We start from the raw sequence: 15,145 nt of genomic DNA, 5'->3' as shown, positions 1-15,145 counted from the left end.
GGGATCGCAGCCGCGCCTCCAGCAGGCGGGTGGCCCTCTCGGCGCCCTCGGCCTCGGCCCTCAGCACCGAGGGGATCGCAGCCGCGCCTCCAGCAGGCGGGTGGCCCTCTCGGCGCCCTCGGCCTCGGCCCTCAGCACCGCCTGAAGCGCGGTCTTGCGTCCGGTCAGGGCTTCGATTTCAGCGCGGCGGTCGCCCCGCGCGCTCTCGGTCGTGAACAGCTGTTCGCTGTTCAGGGCGCTGAGGCGGCGCACGCGCACGACCTCGGCCTGACGGTCGGCCAGTCCCTGGGCCCGGGCCTGCAACCCGGGAGCCATGGCGCGCATCAGGATCGCGGCCCGCACCGTGTCCACCGCCTTGTCGGCGGGGATCAGCAGCGGCGGCGGCGGACGGCGGCTCATCATCTGCAGGGCGGACAGGAGCCGGCCCTGGCGGCCGCGCGCCCGTGACAGCTGGGCCACCAGTGCGGCCTCGCGGGCGCTCAGCTCGCGCAGCCGCGCTCTCTGGCCGGCGATCACGGCGTCATCCTGTCCGACGGCTGTGCGCAGTTCGGTGAGCTGGCGCTCCAGTCCGGAAATCTCGCGGGCGGCCGCCGCGGCCTCGTCGCGCAGTCGCCGCGCGCGGGCGCGTTCGTCGCGGAACTCGGCCTGAAGCCGTTTGACCTCGCCGTCAGGAGGAGACTGGCGCGCGATCGCCGCCACGGGCAGGGCGATCAGGCTCAGACTGAGGACAAGGATCAGCGGACGCATCAGTCGCGATGATAGGGCGATCCGGCCAGGATGGTCACGGCGCGATACAGCTGTTCCGCCAGCATGGCCCGCGCCAGCGCATGCGGCCAGGTCTGGGGTCCGAAGGCCAGGGTCGAGCCCGCGGCCGCGCGGACGCTCTCGTCCAGCCCGTCGGCCCCGCCGATGGCGAAGACCAGCCGGCGCTCGCCGCGGTCCCGCAGCAGGGCGATATGGTCGGCGAAGGCGCGGCTAGAGAAGGTCTTCCCGCGTTCGTCGCAGGCGATCAGATGCGCGCCCTCGGCGGCCTTGAGGATCAGCTCGGCCTCGGCCGCCTTGCCGGGCTTGCGCGCTTCGAGGTCGACCAGTTCGAGCGGCCCCAGCCCCAGAGCCCGCCCGGCGAGGGTGGCGCGGTCGGCGTAGTCGGCCGCCAGCACGGCCTCGGGTCCCCGCCCCGGCTTGCCGATGGCGATGACGGCCAGCTTCATCGGTTCAGGAGATCAGGCGCGGGCGTCGACGCGGTGGCCGCTCTCGACCGACCAGATCTTCTCGATGTTGTAGAAGGCGCGCACTTCCGGGCGGAACAGGTGGACGATGACGTCCCCCGCATCCAGCAGCACCCAGTCGCAGTGCGGCAGGCCCGAGACCTTGACCTTGCCAAGGCCGGTTTCCTTCAGCGTGCGCTGAAGGTGGTCGGCCAGGGCGCCGACGTGACGGTGCGACCGCCCGGAGGCGATGATCATGGTGTCGGCCATCGGGCTTTTGCCCTTCAGGTCGATGAGGACGATGTCCTGGGCCTTGTCGTCGTCGAGGCGCGCCAGGATCGCCGTTTCCAGAGCGGTGGAGCCGACGGGAAGGGGAGCCTGCGGACCGTCTTCGGAGCGGATGGGTTCGAATTCGTCCATCTCGTGCGCCGTGTTGGAGACGGCGTCGTCTTGCGCATCGTGCGCGGGCGAGGGGGTCAGCGGAGGGCTCCGGGGAGATTACTAAAGCGGCAGCCTATCACAAATGCGCGGCGGCGTCACGCGCGGCCCGCAGCGCCGTTGAGGACCGGGGATTCAGCGGGGCCGTCAGCCAGGTCCAGGCGGGCGCCTCCATGCCGGCCAGAAGGGTGGCCTGGGCGGTCGGAACCCGCGCGGAGGCGAAGCGGGCGGCGGCCGGGGCGGTGCGGCTATGGTGCAGCGAGCCCGGGCGGGCGATCACCGCCATGGGCATCATCCGCATGATGTCGGTCCAGCCGCGCCATTTGTGAAAACTGGCCAGATTGTCGGAGCCCATCAGCCAGACGAAGCGCACGCCGGGGTGGCGCGCGGTCAGGGCGCGCAGGGTGTCGATGGTCCATTGCGTCCCGACGCGGGTCTCGAAGTCCGAGATGACCATGGCCCGCCCGTCCGCCGCCAGCTTCGCCGCCGCGCGCGCCGAGGCCATCCGTTCGGCCAGCGGGGCGCTGTCGCGGGCGTCCTTCAGCGGATTCTGCGGCGACACCAGCCAGACCACCCGGTCCAGCCCCAGCCGCCGCAGCGCCGTCTCGGCCACATGGGCGTGGCCGTCATGGGCGGGATTGAAGGAGCCGCCGAACAGGCCGACGGCCATGCCGGGCTGCAGGTCCAGACCGTCACGCAGGGCGCCGGGACGAGGCCCTCTGGCTTTCGGCGCGGGTCCGGCGTGGAAGAAGGACAAGACGGGCTCGCGGGGGCTTATGCTCACAAGGGAGCTAACACGCCGGGACGGGCGGGGCTACGGCTCCCAGCCGCCGGGGGTCTCCATGACCGTCTCGTCTTCCTCGGCGGGGGCGATCTCGCCGCGGTCCTTGCGCACCTCGGTCCAGGCGGCGCGCAGCAGCTCGGTCACGCCCTCGCCCGAGACGCCGGACACCAGCATGGGCCGACGGCCCGCGACGGCCTCAAGCTCGGCGGCCTTTTCCTCACGCGCCTCGGGGGTCAGGGCGTCGACCTTGTTCAGGGCCAGCACCTCGGCCTTTTCGGCCAGGCCGGCGCCATAGGCCTCCAGCTCGTGACGGATGGTGCGATAGGCGCCGGCGACGTCGTCCTGGGTGCCGTCGACCAGATGGATCAGACAGCCCGAGCGCTCGACATGGCCGAGGAAGCGGGTGCCGAGGCCGGCGCCTTCCGACGCCCCCTCGATCAGGCCGGGGATGTCGGCGATGACGAACCGCTCGGTGGGCGACAGGTCGACCACGCCGAGGTTGGGCACGAGGGTCGTGAACGGATAGTCGGCGATCTTGGGCCGGGCCGCCGAGGCCGCCGCGAGGAAGGTCGACTTGCCGGCGTTGGGCAGGCCGGCCAGGCCGACGTCGGCGATCAGTTTCAGCCGCAGCCAGATCCAGCGCTCCTGGCCTTCCTGGCCCGGGTTGGCGTAGGCGGGGGCCTGGTTGGACGGGCCCTTGAAATGGACGTTGCCCCAGCCGCCGTTGCCGCCCTTGAGCAGCATCTCGGTCTTGCCGACATAGTCCATGTCCAGCAGCACGGTTTCCTTGTCGTCGTCCAGCACCTGGGTGCCGACCGGGACCTTGAGGATGATGTCCTCGCCCTTGGCCCCGTGCATCTGGCGGCCCATGCCGTGGGTGCCGGTCGCGGCCTTGAAATGCTGCTGGTAGCGGAAGTCGATCAGGGTGTTCAGGCCGTCGGCCGCGGTGATCCAGACGTTGCCGCCATTGCCGCCGTCCCCGCCGTCGGGCCCGCCGTTCGGGATGAATTTCTCCCGCCGGAACGAGACGGCGCCCGCCCCGCCGTTGCCGGAGCGGATGTAGATCTTGGCCTGGTCGAGAAACTTCATCGCGGGCTTATGTAGGAAAAGCGCGGCGAATTACAGGCGGGTCGCGCTCATGGAATTTCCCTCCCCCGGAGGGGGAGGGATACCCGTTTCGACCTTCAGCCCTTCGCCCACACCCCGAACGGATCGCTCCACGGCATGTCGAGCGCCTCGGCGACGGCCGGATAGGTGATCTCACCCTTCAGCACGTTCAGGCCGCGCGCCAGGTGCGGGTTCTGCTTCAGCGCCTCGAGGCCCTTGTCGGCCAGGGCCAGGCCGAACGGCAGGGTGGCGTTGTTGAGGGCTTCCGACGAGGTGCGCGGGGCGGCGCCGGGCATGTTGGCGACGCAATAGTGGACCACGTTGTCGATGACATAGGTCGGGTCTTCGTGGGTCGTGGCGTGGCTGGTCTCGAAACATCCGCCCTGGTCGATGGCGACGTCGACCAGCACCGAGCCTGGCTTCATCTGCTTCAGGTGTTCGCGCTTGATCAGCTTGGGCGCCTCGGCGCCCGGGACCAGAACGGCGCCGATGATGACGTCGGCCTTGACCATCTCCTCCTCGATCGCCCCGATCGAGGAATAGCGGGTGATGACGCGGCCGTTGGTGACCTCGTCGATATAGGCCATGCGCGGGATCGAGCGTTCGAGGACCACGACCTCGGCGCCCAGGCCCATGGCCATGCGGGCCGAGTTCAGGCCGACGACGCCCCCGCCCAGCACCAGCACGCGGGCGGGCGCCACGCCGGGGACGCCGCAGAACAGCAGGCCCATGCCGCCGTTGTGCTTCAGCAGGGTCTCGGCGGCCGAGAAGACGGCGATGCGTCCGGCGACCTCCGACATCGGGGCCAGCAGGGGGAGCCCCCCTTGCGCGTTCGTCACGGTCTCATAGGCGATGGCCGCGCATTTCGAGGCGATCAGCCCCTTGGTCTGTTCGGGATCGGGCGCCAGGTGCAGGTAGGTGAACAGGATCTGGTCCTCGCGGAGCATTTCCCACTCGACCTTCTGCGGCTCCTTCACCTTCACGATCATGTCGTTGTCGGCGAAGATGGTCTTCGCATCGGCGACGATCTTCGCCCCGGCCTTCTTGTAGTCGGCGTCGGTGAAGCCCGCGCCGAGGCCGGCGCCGGTCTCGATCGAGACCGTGTGCCCGTGGGCCACGTATTCGCGCACCGCGGTCGGCGTCAGGCCGATGCGGTGTTCGTTCTTCTTGATTTCCTTGGGGACGCCGACGCGCATGACCGTTTCCTCTTCAGACGGGACGGGCCGATCTGCGGCGGCCGCGTTTCGCGCGGCAATCTAGCGGCGGTTCCGTCGCAGGTTCCTGTTCTTTTCGGCGCGTGAACGATGTAAAGTCGCAGACTCTGCGAAGGAGTGCGTCTTTGAAGACCGTTTCTGCTGTCGCGCTCGACGACACCGACCGCAAGATGATCCGCGCCCTGCAAGGGGACGGGCGGATGACCAACGCCGATCTGGCCCGGACGGTGAACCTGTCCGAGAGCGCCTGCCTGCGTCGGCTGCGCGCGCTGGAGGCCGCCGAGGTCATCAGCCGCTACGCCGCCATCATCAACGAACGCGCCGTCGGCCTGCCGATCAGCGTCTTCGTGACCGTAACCCTGTCGTCCCAGGCCGAAGCCTCGCTGACCGCCTTCGAGACCGCCATCTCGACCGTGCCCGAGGTGGTCGAATGCTATCTGATGACCGGCGGCTCGGACTATCTGCTGCGGTTGGTGGTGCGCGACGTCGATGACCTGGAACGCGTGCACTCGCGTGAACTGACCCGCATCCCCGGCGTGACCCGGGTGTCTTCCAGCGTGGCCATGCGCACGGTGGTCAAGCGGGGGGCTCTCCCGGTTTGACGCTCAGCCGCGGCGGCGCAACACGCGGATGACCGCCACCACCAGCCAGACCGCACCGATGATCAGCAGCAGGTCCGCCACCGGCCGGGAGATGCTGTAGAACTGATAGTCCTGCCACCGGCCGACGGCGAACTCCGCCAGCCAGTTGGCCGCCGCGCCGACGATCAGCAGCGCGACCGGCCAGACCAGAGGCTTGAACCGTCGCCGCGTCACCGCCGTCACTCAGGCCCCGATCGTGTCGAGATTCCGCCCCTTGGTCTCCGGCAACCAGATCAGGGCGACGATGGCGGCCAGGGCCGTGAAGGCCACCGAATACCAGAGGCCGAAATAGATGTTCCCCGACCAGGCCACGAGGGCGAAGCTGGCGGCGGGCAGCAGCCCCCCGACCCAGCCTGTGCCGATGTTGTAGGGCAGGCTCATCGCCGTATAGCGCACCCGCGTCGGGAACAGCTCGACCAGCGCCGCCGCCTGGGGTCCGTACAGGGCCGTGGCGGCGACCATGAAGATCATCAATATGCCGAACACCAGCGGCATGTTGATCCGCGCCGGATCGGCCCTGGCCGGATAGCCGGCCTCGACCAGCGCCGCCTTGAGGCGGGTTTCGACTCCGGTGCGCGCGGCCTTCAGCGCGGCGGGGTCCATTCCCGCCCCCTCGACCGAGGCGATCTCGACGCCGCCGACCCGGACCATGGCGACCGAGCCCGGCGCGGCCTCGGCGTTGCCGTAGGAGACGCCGGCGTTGGATAGGACGCTCTTGGCGATGTCGCAGGAACTGGAAAAGGCGGCCTTGCCGATCGGATCGAACTGCAGGGCGCAGGTGGCGGGGTCGGCGACCACGGTCACGGGGGCGGCGGCCTGCGCCTCCGCCAGGGCCGGATTGGCGGCCTTCGTCAGGGCGTGGAAGCCGGGGAAGAAGGCGACCAGCGCCAGGATCATGCCGAACAGCATCACCGGCTTGCGCCCCACCCGATCCGACAGCCAGCCGAAGAAGACGTACAGGCCCGCCGAGGCGATGGTCACCATCAGCACCAACTGGTCGACCGTGTTCACGTCGATCTTGAGCACCCGCTCCATGAAGAAGCGGGTGTAGAAATAGCCACAGTACCAGACCGCTCCCTGGGCGATCATGATGCCGAACAGGGCGATCAGCACGAACCGGCCGTTGCCCCACTGGAAGAAGGCTTCCTTGTATGGCGCGCGGTGGTCGCTGTCGGACGCCTCCGCCTCCATGCGCTGGTAGGCCGGGCTCTCGTTCAGCTTCAGCCGGATCCACAACGACACCGCCAGCAACAGGGCGGACAGCAGGAAGGGGATGCGCCAGCCCCATTCGTCGAAGGCCTCGACGCCGACGATCTGGCGGGTGATCAGGATCACCGACAGGGCGCCGATCAGGCCGAAGGCGGCGGTGGTCTGGATCCATCCGGTCAGCAGGCCGCGCTTCTTCGGCGGCGAATGTTCAGCGACATAGATGGCGGCGCCGCCGTACTCGCCACCCAGGGCGAAGCCCTGCAGCACCCGCATGATCAGCAGCAGGATGGGGGCCGCGAGGCCGATCTGGCCATAGTCGGGCAACAGGCCGATGGCCACGGTGGCCACACCCATCAGGGTGATGGTGACGAGGAAGGTGGTCTTGCGCCCGGTGCGGTCGCCGAACCAGCCGAACACCAGGGCGCCGAGCGGGCGGACGATGAAGCCGAGACCAAACGTCAGCAGGGCCAGGATGTAGGCGACGGTCTCGCCGGCGTCGGCGAAGAAATGCCGCGCGATGACGGTGGCCAGGGAGCCGAAGACGAAGAAGTCATACCATTCGAAGGCGGTGCCGGCGGCCGACGCGACCACCACCGTTCTCAGGCTCGGGTCCGCCCTGGTCTCAGCCGTATCCGTCATCGATCGCCTCCCCGCGTCATTGCGGCGTCTCTGCGGACGCCTGGACAGGGATGCTAGACGGCGTTGACGGCGCCGCAAATAGCGAAGGCCCGCCGGCGGGGGGATGCCGGCGGGCCTTCTTCAACCGAACCGCGCGTCGGGGGGGAATCGCGGCCGGGAAGGGGGTGTCTAGTTCTTGGCGTCTTCGGCGGCGCCGGTCACGGCCTGGCCGGCGGCCGAGGCGTCGCGGCCCACGCCGGAGACGGTGTTGCACGCGGCGGTGGTCAGGGCGGCGGCGGCGGCGAACAGGACGAAAATCTTGCGCATCTAACGAACTCCTTGAGGCCGGGGAGGCGGCGTCTGAAGTATCAACGTCGGGGCGCCGCAGCGGTTCCAAGATCGGCGGGATCAGTCGGCATGACGGCCTCGGGCGTGGCGAAGGTCATCCGGGCGATCATGCCGCCCCCTTCGGCCGGGACCATTTCGACCGAGCCCCGAAGCTGTTTGGCGAAAGCGCCCATCAGGGTGCGTCCCACGCCGGCGCGGAAGGTCTCGCTGACGCCCGGGCCGTCGTCCTGGACCTCCAGAACGCTGGTGTCGCCGCGCACGAAGAACCGGACCTTCAGATCGCCGCCCCGTCCGACAAAGGCGTGCTTCTGGGCGTTGGTCACGGCCTCGACCAGCCAGAGCGCCAAGGGCGCCAGCTTGTCAGGGTCGACGACCAGGGAATCCGCCTCGACCGAGGAGGTGACCAGCTGGCCGCGTCCCGTTTCACTGGCGACCAGCTGCCCCACCAGTTCGGTCAGGAAAATGCGGGCGTCGGCGTAACGCAGATCGTCGCTCTGGTAGAGGGTGCGATAGATCAGGGCGAGCGCCGAGATGCGCTGGCGAGTGTCGCCGACCGCCGCCTTGGACGCCGGATCGGTCAGGGCCCGCTGCTGCATCGACAGCAGGGACGAAATGATTTGCAGATTGTTCTTCACCCGGTGGTGGATCTCGCGCATCAGCGCGTCCTTCTCCTCCAGCGAGGCGGTGAGGGCGGAATCGCGGGTGACGATGGACTCGGCCAGTTCGTCCAGCGTTCGCGCCAGCACCCGGATCTCGGCGGGGGCGTTCATGGCCTGGACCGGACGGACCGAGAACCGGCCCTTGGCATAGATAGACGCCACCCGCTCCAGATAGTTCAGCCAGCGGACCACGACCCGCTCGCTGACCCACATCACCGCTGTAAAGGCCAGAAGCCAGGCCAGCAGCGGCATGAGCAGGGCGCCGACCGGATTCAGCCGGGCCCAGGAGAGCAGCCCCGGCGCCGGCGCCGACAGCAGGGCGTAGACGTCCCGTCCGGCGATCGCCGCCCCGGCGTAGACCCGATGGCGGCCGTCCGCATCGTCGGCTTCAAAGATCGCCGAGGCGCCCGTGCGCGCGCGCTGGACCCATCCGGTCAGAGACTCGTCGCCGGTCAGGGTGAAGGCGTCGATGTCGGTGGCGGTCAGCAGCCGCCCGTCCGCATCGGTGAGCGCGGCCTGCGACCCCTCGGGCAGGGAGGGATCGTCCATGTCGGGTTGCAGGCTCGACAGCGGGATCAGGGCGACCATGGCGCCGTCGAAGCGGCCCATCGGCCGCTCCAGCCGGATGGCGACGATCAGCCCCGCCGGCTGGCCGGCGGCGGCCGGCGCGCGCGCCAGGACGGTGCCCTCACCCGCGCGAAGACGTTCGAACCAGGGGGCGGCCTGGACTTGGGTCAGCCAGGCCGGAGGCGTTGCAGCGAGGCTGTCCGAGGCGCAGGCCGTAGCGCCGGTCGCCGTCAGGCGCACAAGCCCGTTCAGGCCTTCAAGACGGGCGACCAGATCACTGAGCCGCGGCTGGCAAAACATCTCAAGGGCTTCAGGCCTCAGGGCCAGAAGCAGGATGCCGGTGCTGTCCAGCCGGGCCTTGGCGTTGGCTGCGCTCCGTTCGGCGGCCAGTTGCAGGTCGGACCGGCGTTCGGCGTCCTGGGCCCGGAACGCCGACGCGGCCTGAAAACCGCCGAGGATCAGCAGGGGCAGGAGGGCGATGGCCAGCCAGAGACCCAGCCGGAAGCGTATGCCCTGGAATCTCGCGGGGCCCAGGCCCCGTCCCACGCCCCTGGCGATCGCTCGGCCGAACTGGACCACAGCGTCAGCCTTGCCTGACGCTGCTCAGACGGTCGGCGGCCGCAAGGATGGAGCGCATGGCGTCGCCGGCGGCGCGGCCGTCGCGGGCGTAGCCGCCCTTTTCCAGCGTAGCCTGCAGGGCCTTGCGGGCCCGTGAGACCCGGCTCTTCACCGTGCCGACGGCGCACTGGCAGATTTCAGCGGCCTCTTCGTAGGCGAAGCCGCCGGCGCCGACCAGGATCAGCGCCTCACGCTGTTCTTCCGGCAGGGTCGCGAGGGCCAGGCGCAGCTCGTCCAGCGCCACCGGCGATTCCGGATCGTCCACCGCCACCAGGGTGCGCTCGGCGGCCTCCTGGTCCAGCTGCGTCTGGCGCCACGAACGGCGCTTCTCGGAATAGAACTGGTTGCGCAGGATCATGAAGGTCCAGGCCTTCATATTCGTGCCCATCTGATAGCTGGCGCGCGCGTCCCACGCCTTCATCATGGCGTCCTGGGCCAGATCGTCGGCCGCGGTCGGATCGCCGGTCAGGGTGCGCGCGAACGCCCGCAGATGCGGGATCAGCACGACCAACTCCCGCTTGAAGGCGTCGTCGTCAGCTGAAGGGGGTTTGGGCGGCGGGCTGGAGGCGCCGCTCATTCGCCGCGCCCCTCGGCGGAGCGCACGTCGGCCCGACGCAGGATGTCGAGAAACTCGTCCGGAACGGGCTCGTTCACGACTTCGTCGAACATGTGACGCAGTTTGACGCCGATCGCCTGCTGGCGAAGTCGGGCTTCCTCCAGGCTCGCGCCGCCCTTGGGAGGCTTGCCGGGGGGATTGGAATTGTCTGTCATTGAGAAAACGGCCGCCACCCTGACGATAGTTGTTGCGAGTGCCGAAACGCCGCCCCGCAGGCCGGGTTCCTAGGGAAGGAGCAATAAATGCTCAAGCTTGCGTCCCGAAGCGGAACCGTGGCCGATTTGATACGTTGACGGGCACTGCAGCGGCTCCAAGGTGGGAGCCGTAATTCGTCGGGGACTTGATACATGAGCCTGCTGGCCCGCCTTGCGCCGCATCTTCCTTACGTCCGTCGCTACGCGCGTGCGCTGACCGGCGACCAGACCACGGGCGACAACTACGTCCGGGTCGCGCTGGAGGCGCTGGCCGCCGGCGAACGCCAGCTGCCGGCGGAAATGACGCCGCGCGTAGCACTCTATCACGTCTTCCACGCCATCTGGACCACCACCGGAGCGCAGCTCGAGGACAAGAGCGGCCTCGAGGGGCGCAACGACGACGCCTCGCGCCGACTGATGCGCATCGCCCCGCGCTCGCGCCAGGCCTTCCTTCTCACGGCGCTCGAGGGGTTCACGCCGTCCGAGGCCGCCCAGATCCTCGACGCCGACGCCCATGACGTCGAACGCCTGATCTCGGAGGCCCAGACCGATATCGACGCCGAACTGGCCACCGATGTTCTGATCATCGAGGACGAGGCGATCATCTCCGCCGACATCGAAAGCCTGGTCAAGGAACTGGGCCACCGCGTCACCGGCACCGCCACCACCCATGACGAGGCCGTCGACGCCGTCGCCCGCCACCGTCCCGGCCTGGTGCTGGCCGATATCCAGCTGGCTGACGGCTCCTCGGGCATCGATGCGGTCAAGGACATCCTCAAGCGGATCGACGTGCCGGTCATCTTCATCACCGCCTTCCCCGAGCGGCTGCTGACCGGCGAACGGCCCGAGCCGACCTTCCTGATCACCAAACCCTTCCAGCCGGAAACGGTGAAGGCGGCGATCAGTCAGGCGCTGTTCTTCCACCCGTCGCGCCAGAAGGCCGCGGCGTAGACTCTCTCCCCGGACAAGGAAAAGCCCCGGTCGCAGGACCGGGGCTTTTTCGTATCCGGCCTACTGCGGCGCTGGTGTGGGCGCCGGCGCAGCCCCCGTGTCGTCGAACGCCTGCACATCGACAGCCTGGGCGCCCGTATTGGGGTTGGTGTCAGCGAAACCGCCCTGGCTGACGACCCACATGCCCAGCAGCAGAACGGCGACAGCCGTGAGCGAGACCAGCAGAATGGTCAGGATGCGCCGGCCCTTGCCGCCGCCGCGAACATACTGGGCCTCGACCGGCCGGCCTTCGTGCACCGCGTCGGCGGCCTTGTCGTGGGGCGATTGATGGGTCATGGCGCGGCTCCGTGAGCGATGTATCCGACCTCCTGAACGCGGTCCGAAGCGCCGCTGTTCCGGTGTCGCCCGGCGCGCGAAAAAAGATTCAGAAACTCCGGAACCCGATCCGGGAGCCGCCGTTATTCGCATGCGGAGGCGGCGACGCCCCCCGACTTGAGGCTGGCGCAAGCCGGCCTGTCGCCTCCGCGCCTCATTCTCGATGATGCCACTTCAAGGCGGACCTTCCGGTCCGCCTTTTTCTTTGCTCCGGCTGGACAGCAGGCCGCGCCTTGCAGACTATGCGGGTTCACAAAGAAAACCCCACAAAGACCCGGAGATGGCCATGGCTCGCGTGAATCGTCAGTGGGTGCTGCGCCAGCGGCCCCGGGGCTTGATCCAGCCGGGGGATCTGGAGCTGGTCGAGGCGCCGGTTCCCGCCCTGAACGAATCCCAGGTGCTGGTCCGCACCGTCTATCTGTCGCTGGACCCCACCAACCGCACCTGGATGAACGACGCCGAGGGCTATCTGCCGCCGGTGCCGATCGGCGGCGTCATGCGCGGCCTGACCCTGGGCGTGGTCGAGGAAAGCCGGTCCAGCCGGTTCCGGGCCGGCGATGTGGTCACCCCCATGTCCGGCGGCTGGGCGGACTATGCTGTCGTCAACGAGATGGAGCTGCGACAGGTCCACCGCGCGCCCGGCATGCCGCTGACCGCCAATCTCAGCGTGCTCGGCATGACCGGGATGACGGCCTATTTCGGCGTGACCGACGTGCTCAAGGCCAAGGCCGGCGAGACGCTGGTGATCTCCGCCGCCGCCGGGGCCGTGGGTTCGATCGCGGGTCAGGTGGCCAAGGCGCGGGGTTGCCGCGTCATCGGCATCGCGGGCGGCGCCGACAAATGCCGCTGGCTGACCCAGGAGCTCGGCTTCGACGGCGCCGTCGACTACAAGAACGAGGATGTCGGCGAGGCGCTGGACCGGCTGGCGCCCGACGGGATCGATCTCAATTTCGAAAACGTCGGCGGCGACATCATGATCGCCGTCTACAATCGCCTGAAGACCCATGGCCGGATGGCGGTCTGCGGCCTGATCTCGGCCTATAACGCCACGAAGGCGCCGCCGTCGCCGAACTTCAGCCGGATCATCACCCATCGCCTCAACATCCAGGGCTTCCTGGTCCTCGACTACGCCCACCGCGCCCGCGAGATGGTCGCCGAAATGGGCCCCTGGCTGCAGAGCGGCGAGGTCAAGTGGAAGGTCCACGTCGATGACGGGCTCGAAGGCGCGGTGAATTCGCTGAACCGCTTGTTCACGGGCGACCATGACGGCAAGTTGCTGGTCCGGGTGTCGGAAGAGCCTGCGGGCTGATGGGAACGCGCTGATGACCGAGCCCCTGCTCGTCCATTTCGAGGATCTGGGCGTGGGCGAGGTCGTGCCCCTCGGCGCCTGTATGGTGGACCCGGCGTCGCTGGACGTGTTCGTCGAACGCTTCCTGCCGGGCTGGGACGCGTCCTACGGCGCGCCGGACGCCCTGGTCTATGCGCTGTGGAGCCGGCTGTTCGCCGACAAGGCCTCCGGCTGGGCCCAGTCCAAGGTGCTGGCCGTCGACGGCCTGCGCTATATGCGCAATCCGCCGGCGGGCGAGCTGATGCGCGGCCGGATGACGGTCATGGGCAAGGATCCGGTCGGCGACGAGAAGGGCATCGTCATCGCCCAGCACGACCTGCTCGACGAAGCGGGCCGTCTCGTCTTCTCATGTCTGACGCGGGCGTTGCTGGCCCGAAGGTAGGGGCGGGTGATCAGGGTCAGGACCCCGGCCGCCAGCCGTCCCCTTCCCGACGAAACCGCTTCCCATCCGCCGATGACGCTGATTTTATCCGGGAATCGCCGATCGGCCACGTTTTCGTCGCCGGTCGGCCCGTAACTGCCTGACCAAGAGCCGCCTCCCCGTTCGCTGAAAGAGACCCGATGCGTAAATTGTTGCTGGTTGGCGCCGCCGCCGTGACCCTGGTGGGGCTCGGCGCCGCGTCCGCCACGGGCCAGACGCCCCGCAATGAGGCGTTCCGGATGCTGGCTCTGTTCGGGGACGTGCTGGGCATCGTCGAACAGGCCTATGTCGTGCCGGTCGACGACAAGAAGCTGATCGAGGCGGCGCTGCAGGGCATGATGGGGGCGCTGGACCCCCACTCCAACTATCTGCCGCCGGCCGGCTTCGACGAACTGCAGGAGCGCACCTCGGGCGCCTATTCCGGCGTGGGGCTGACCATCCAGGCCGAGGGCGGGCTGGTGAAGGTGATTTCGCCGATGGACGGCGGGCCCGCCGCCCGCGCCGGCGTGAACGCCGGGGACGTCATCTCCTCCATCGAGGGCCAGAGCGCCGCGGGCCTGACGGTCAGCCAGGTCTCCGAAAAGCTGCGGGGCGCGGTCGGCACCTCGGTGCGGGTCACCTTCCTGCGCGACGGCGAGGAGCCGCGCGAGGTCACCCTGACGCGCGAGGTCATCAAGATCGAGTCGGTCACCGGCCGCATCGAGGGCGAGTTCGCCTACCTGCGCGTCTCGACCTTCAACGAGAACACCGGGCGTGAACTGGGCGAGACCATCGCCCGGCTCAAGGCGGAGAACCCCGGCATCAAGGGCTATGTGCTGGACCTGCGCAACAATGGCGGCGGCCTGCTGGACGCAGCCATTGCCGTGTCGGACGCCTTCCTCGAGCGCGGCGAGATCGTCAGCCAGCGCGGGCGCAAGGCCGACCAGATCCAGCGCTATGGCGCGCGACCGGGCGACCTGACCGACGGCGCGCCCCTGGTGGTGCTGATCAACTACGGCTCGGCCTCGGCCTCGGAGATCGTGGCCGGCGCCCTGAAGGATCATCAGCGGGCGACGATCGTCGGCCTGACCAGCTTCGGCAAGGGTTCGGTCCAGACCGTCATTCCCCTGCGCAACGGCGCGGACGGCGCCCTGTCGATCACCACGGCGCGTTATTTCACGCCGTCGGGCGCCTCGATCCAGAAGATCGGCATCGAGCCCGATCTGGAAGTGTCCCGCTCGCTGGCCGAGGCGCGGATCGTGTCGCGGTCCAACTTCATCTATTCCGAGGCCGCCTACGCCACGGCGCTGGACGCCTCGATCGGCGCCGAACGCAAGGGGCCGCACACCCCGCACGAGGCCCCCGGCGAGGACTGGCCCGAGGACAAGGACTATCAGCTGGAGCGGGCCTTCGACGTGCTGCGCGCCGGCGGGAGCCTGGCCCAGCTGGCCGCCGCGCCCGAGGGCATTGTGGTGACCCCGCCGGGCACGGCCCTGGCCGCAGCCGAGCCGGAGCCCGGGCCGGACAACTGACGCCAGACGGGCGCTGGATGGCTAACGGCGCGTTAGGCTTTCTTAACCGACGCCCGCCACTGTGAGCCCTGAAGGAGTCCGCTTCGCGGACCCCCGTTCGAGCGTCCAGTCCTGCCCATGTTCGCCAAGCGCCAGTCTGTCCTCGCCACCACCGCCGGAGCGCCCCCGGTGCGCCGGTCGTTGCGTGAAAACCTCGCCCCTGTCGGCCGCATCCTGAGGAAGCCGCCGGTCGCCGTCGCCGGCGCCGGCCTGCTGCTGCTCGGGGCCGCCGCCCTGTTCGTCACCGTGCTGGGCGATCCCCGCGCCGGCGCCCCCTCG

At 69.1% G+C, this 15,145-nt stretch carries 18 protein-coding genes and 1 pseudogene; 6 read left to right on the top strand and 13 right to left on the bottom strand.

Annotated elements, in window-relative coordinates:
- Positions 1–60: 60 nt before the first annotated feature.
- The 6 genes from QQJ79_RS12750 to ald form a co-directional block, all read right to left on the bottom strand.
- Complete coding sequence (locus QQJ79_RS12750) at positions 61–747, bottom strand: hypothetical protein (RefSeq protein WP_284223301.1); 687 nt, start codon at positions 745–747, stop codon at positions 61–63.
- A complete protein-coding gene (rlmH, locus tag QQJ79_RS12745) occupies positions 747–1,211 on the bottom strand; it encodes a 23S rRNA (pseudouridine(1915)-N(3))-methyltransferase RlmH (RefSeq protein WP_284223300.1) in 465 nt (154 codons plus the stop codon). Before rlmH ends, QQJ79_RS12750 begins: the two co-directional genes overlap by 1 nt.
- Before the next feature lie 12 nt (positions 1,212–1,223).
- Complete coding sequence (gene rsfS / locus QQJ79_RS12740; protein ID WP_284223299.1) at positions 1,224–1,628, bottom strand: ribosome silencing factor; 405 nt, start codon at positions 1,626–1,628, stop codon at positions 1,224–1,226.
- 97 nt (positions 1,629–1,725) lie between these two features.
- The gene (locus tag QQJ79_RS12735) at positions 1,726–2,403 is read right to left on the bottom strand and encodes a nicotinate-nucleotide adenylyltransferase (protein ID WP_284223298.1); all 678 of its coding nucleotides are present in this window, start codon (positions 2,401–2,403) and stop codon (positions 1,726–1,728) included.
- Positions 2,404–2,460: 57 nt separating this feature from the next.
- Positions 2,461–3,519 carry a GTPase ObgE gene (gene obgE / locus QQJ79_RS12730; protein WP_284223296.1) on the bottom strand — a complete coding sequence of 353 codons (1,059 nt, stop codon included), beginning with the start codon at positions 3,517–3,519 and terminating at the stop codon, positions 2,461–2,463.
- 95 nt (positions 3,520–3,614) lie between these two features.
- A complete protein-coding gene (ald, locus tag QQJ79_RS12725; protein WP_284223295.1) occupies positions 3,615–4,733 on the bottom strand; it encodes an alanine dehydrogenase in 1,119 nt (372 codons plus the stop codon).
- A gap of 143 nt (positions 4,734–4,876) precedes the next feature.
- Here ald and QQJ79_RS12720 point away from each other — a divergent pair, with 143 nt between their 5' ends.
- The gene (locus QQJ79_RS12720) at positions 4,877–5,353 is read left to right on the top strand and encodes an Lrp/AsnC family transcriptional regulator (RefSeq protein WP_284223294.1); all 477 of its coding nucleotides are present in this window, start codon (positions 4,877–4,879) and stop codon (positions 5,351–5,353) included.
- 3 nt (positions 5,354–5,356) lie between these two features.
- Here QQJ79_RS12720 and QQJ79_RS12715 read toward each other — a convergent pair whose 3' ends face one another.
- The 6 genes from QQJ79_RS12715 to nepR all read right to left on the bottom strand — a co-directional run bounded on the left by QQJ79_RS12715 (position 5,357) and on the right by nepR (position 10,182).
- Entirely contained in the window at positions 5,357–5,575 is a 219-nt protein-coding gene (locus QQJ79_RS12715; RefSeq protein WP_284223293.1) for a hypothetical protein, read from the bottom strand.
- On the bottom strand, positions 5,576–7,240 hold the full coding sequence (locus tag QQJ79_RS12710) for an MFS transporter (protein WP_284223292.1): 1,665 nt from the start codon (positions 7,238–7,240) through the stop codon (positions 5,576–5,578).
- Positions 7,241–7,408: 168 nt separating this feature from the next.
- Positions 7,409–7,546: an entericidin EcnA/B family protein gene (locus QQJ79_RS12705; RefSeq protein ID WP_284223291.1), complete on the bottom strand. Its 138-nt coding sequence runs from the start codon at positions 7,544–7,546 to the stop codon at positions 7,409–7,411.
- Between the two features lie 41 nt (positions 7,547–7,587).
- The gene (gene phyK / locus QQJ79_RS12700) at positions 7,588–9,372 is read right to left on the bottom strand and encodes a sensor histidine kinase PhyK (RefSeq protein WP_284223290.1); all 1,785 of its coding nucleotides are present in this window, start codon (positions 9,370–9,372) and stop codon (positions 7,588–7,590) included.
- Positions 9,373–9,376: 4 nt separating this feature from the next.
- Positions 9,377–9,988, bottom strand: coding sequence for a sigma-70 family RNA polymerase sigma factor (locus tag QQJ79_RS12695; protein WP_284223289.1), 612 nt, complete (start codon positions 9,986–9,988; stop codon positions 9,377–9,379).
- Positions 9,985–10,182, bottom strand: a complete 198-nt coding sequence (nepR, locus tag QQJ79_RS12690; RefSeq protein WP_284223288.1) for an anti-sigma T factor NepR — start codon at positions 10,180–10,182, stop codon at positions 9,985–9,987. Before nepR ends, QQJ79_RS12695 begins: the two co-directional genes overlap by 4 nt.
- A 192-nt stretch (positions 10,183–10,374) precedes the next feature.
- Here nepR and phyR point away from each other — a divergent pair, with 192 nt between their 5' ends.
- Positions 10,375–11,172, top strand: a complete 798-nt coding sequence (gene phyR, locus QQJ79_RS12685) for an anti-anti sigma factor/receiver protein PhyR (RefSeq protein WP_284223287.1) — start codon at positions 10,375–10,377, stop codon at positions 11,170–11,172.
- A gap of 60 nt (positions 11,173–11,232) precedes the next feature.
- On the opposite strand, the gene QQJ79_RS12680 is transcribed toward phyR, so the two are convergent.
- Positions 11,233–11,508 carry a hypothetical protein gene (locus tag QQJ79_RS12680; RefSeq protein WP_284223286.1) on the bottom strand — a complete coding sequence of 92 codons (276 nt, stop codon included), beginning with the start codon at positions 11,506–11,508 and terminating at the stop codon, positions 11,233–11,235.
- Positions 11,509–11,833: 325 nt separating this feature from the next.
- On the opposite strand from QQJ79_RS12680, the gene QQJ79_RS12675 reads away from it, so the two are divergent.
- The 4 genes and pseudogenes from QQJ79_RS12675 to QQJ79_RS12660 form a co-directional block, all read left to right on the top strand.
- Positions 11,834–12,856, top strand: coding sequence for an NADP-dependent oxidoreductase (locus QQJ79_RS12675; protein ID WP_284223285.1), 1,023 nt, complete (start codon positions 11,834–11,836; stop codon positions 12,854–12,856).
- 13 nt (positions 12,857–12,869) lie between these two features.
- Complete coding sequence (locus QQJ79_RS12670; protein WP_284223284.1) at positions 12,870–13,277, top strand: acyl dehydratase; 408 nt, start codon at positions 12,870–12,872, stop codon at positions 13,275–13,277.
- Positions 13,278–13,456: 179 nt separating this feature from the next.
- On the top strand, positions 13,457–14,827 hold the full coding sequence (locus tag QQJ79_RS12665; protein ID WP_284223283.1) for a S41 family peptidase: 1,371 nt from the start codon (positions 13,457–13,459) through the stop codon (positions 14,825–14,827).
- Positions 14,828–14,944: 117 nt separating this feature from the next.
- Positions 14,945–15,145, top strand: a pseudogene (locus QQJ79_RS12660) (divergent polysaccharide deacetylase family protein); the annotation flags it as partial.

Source organism: Brevundimonas denitrificans (assembly GCF_030160755.1).
Classification (GTDB): Bacteria; Pseudomonadota; Alphaproteobacteria; order Caulobacterales; family Caulobacteraceae; genus Brevundimonas; species Brevundimonas denitrificans.
This window is presented reverse-complemented; position numbering and strand designations above follow the sequence as displayed.

Excerpts from the sequence above, each read along its gene's own strand:
- QQJ79_RS12750 (WP_284223301.1), bottom strand. The coding sequence starts at position 747 with ATGCGTCCGCTGATCCTTGTCCTCAGTCTGAGCCTGATCGCCCTGCCC.
- rlmH (WP_284223300.1), bottom strand. The coding sequence starts at position 1,211 with ATGAAGCTGGCCGTCATCGCCATCGGCAAGCCGGGGCGGGGACCCGAG.
- rsfS (WP_284223299.1), bottom strand. The coding sequence starts at position 1,628 with ATGGACGAATTCGAACCCATCCGCTCCGAAGACGGTCCGCAGGCTCCC.
- obgE (WP_284223296.1), bottom strand. The coding sequence starts at position 3,519 with ATGAAGTTTCTCGACCAGGCCAAGATCTACATCCGCTCCGGCAACGGC.
- ald (WP_284223295.1), bottom strand. The coding sequence starts at position 4,733 with ATGCGCGTCGGCGTCCCCAAGGAAATCAAGAAGAACGAACACCGCATC.
- QQJ79_RS12710 (WP_284223292.1), bottom strand. The coding sequence starts at position 7,240 with ATGACGGATACGGCTGAGACCAGGGCGGACCCGAGCCTGAGAACGGTG.
- QQJ79_RS12705 (WP_284223291.1), bottom strand. The coding sequence starts at position 7,546 with ATGCGCAAGATTTTCGTCCTGTTCGCCGCCGCCGCCGCCCTGACCACC.
- QQJ79_RS12695 (WP_284223289.1), bottom strand. The coding sequence starts at position 9,988 with ATGAGCGGCGCCTCCAGCCCGCCGCCCAAACCCCCTTCAGCTGACGAC.
- nepR (WP_284223288.1), bottom strand. The coding sequence starts at position 10,182 with ATGACAGACAATTCCAATCCCCCCGGCAAGCCTCCCAAGGGCGGCGCG.
- phyR (WP_284223287.1), top strand. The coding sequence starts at position 10,375 with ATGAGCCTGCTGGCCCGCCTTGCGCCGCATCTTCCTTACGTCCGTCGC.
- QQJ79_RS12680 (WP_284223286.1), bottom strand. The coding sequence starts at position 11,508 with ATGACCCATCAATCGCCCCACGACAAGGCCGCCGACGCGGTGCACGAA.
- QQJ79_RS12675 (WP_284223285.1), top strand. The coding sequence starts at position 11,834 with ATGGCTCGCGTGAATCGTCAGTGGGTGCTGCGCCAGCGGCCCCGGGGC.
- QQJ79_RS12670 (WP_284223284.1), top strand. The coding sequence starts at position 12,870 with ATGACCGAGCCCCTGCTCGTCCATTTCGAGGATCTGGGCGTGGGCGAG.
- QQJ79_RS12665 (WP_284223283.1), top strand. The coding sequence starts at position 13,457 with ATGCGTAAATTGTTGCTGGTTGGCGCCGCCGCCGTGACCCTGGTGGGG.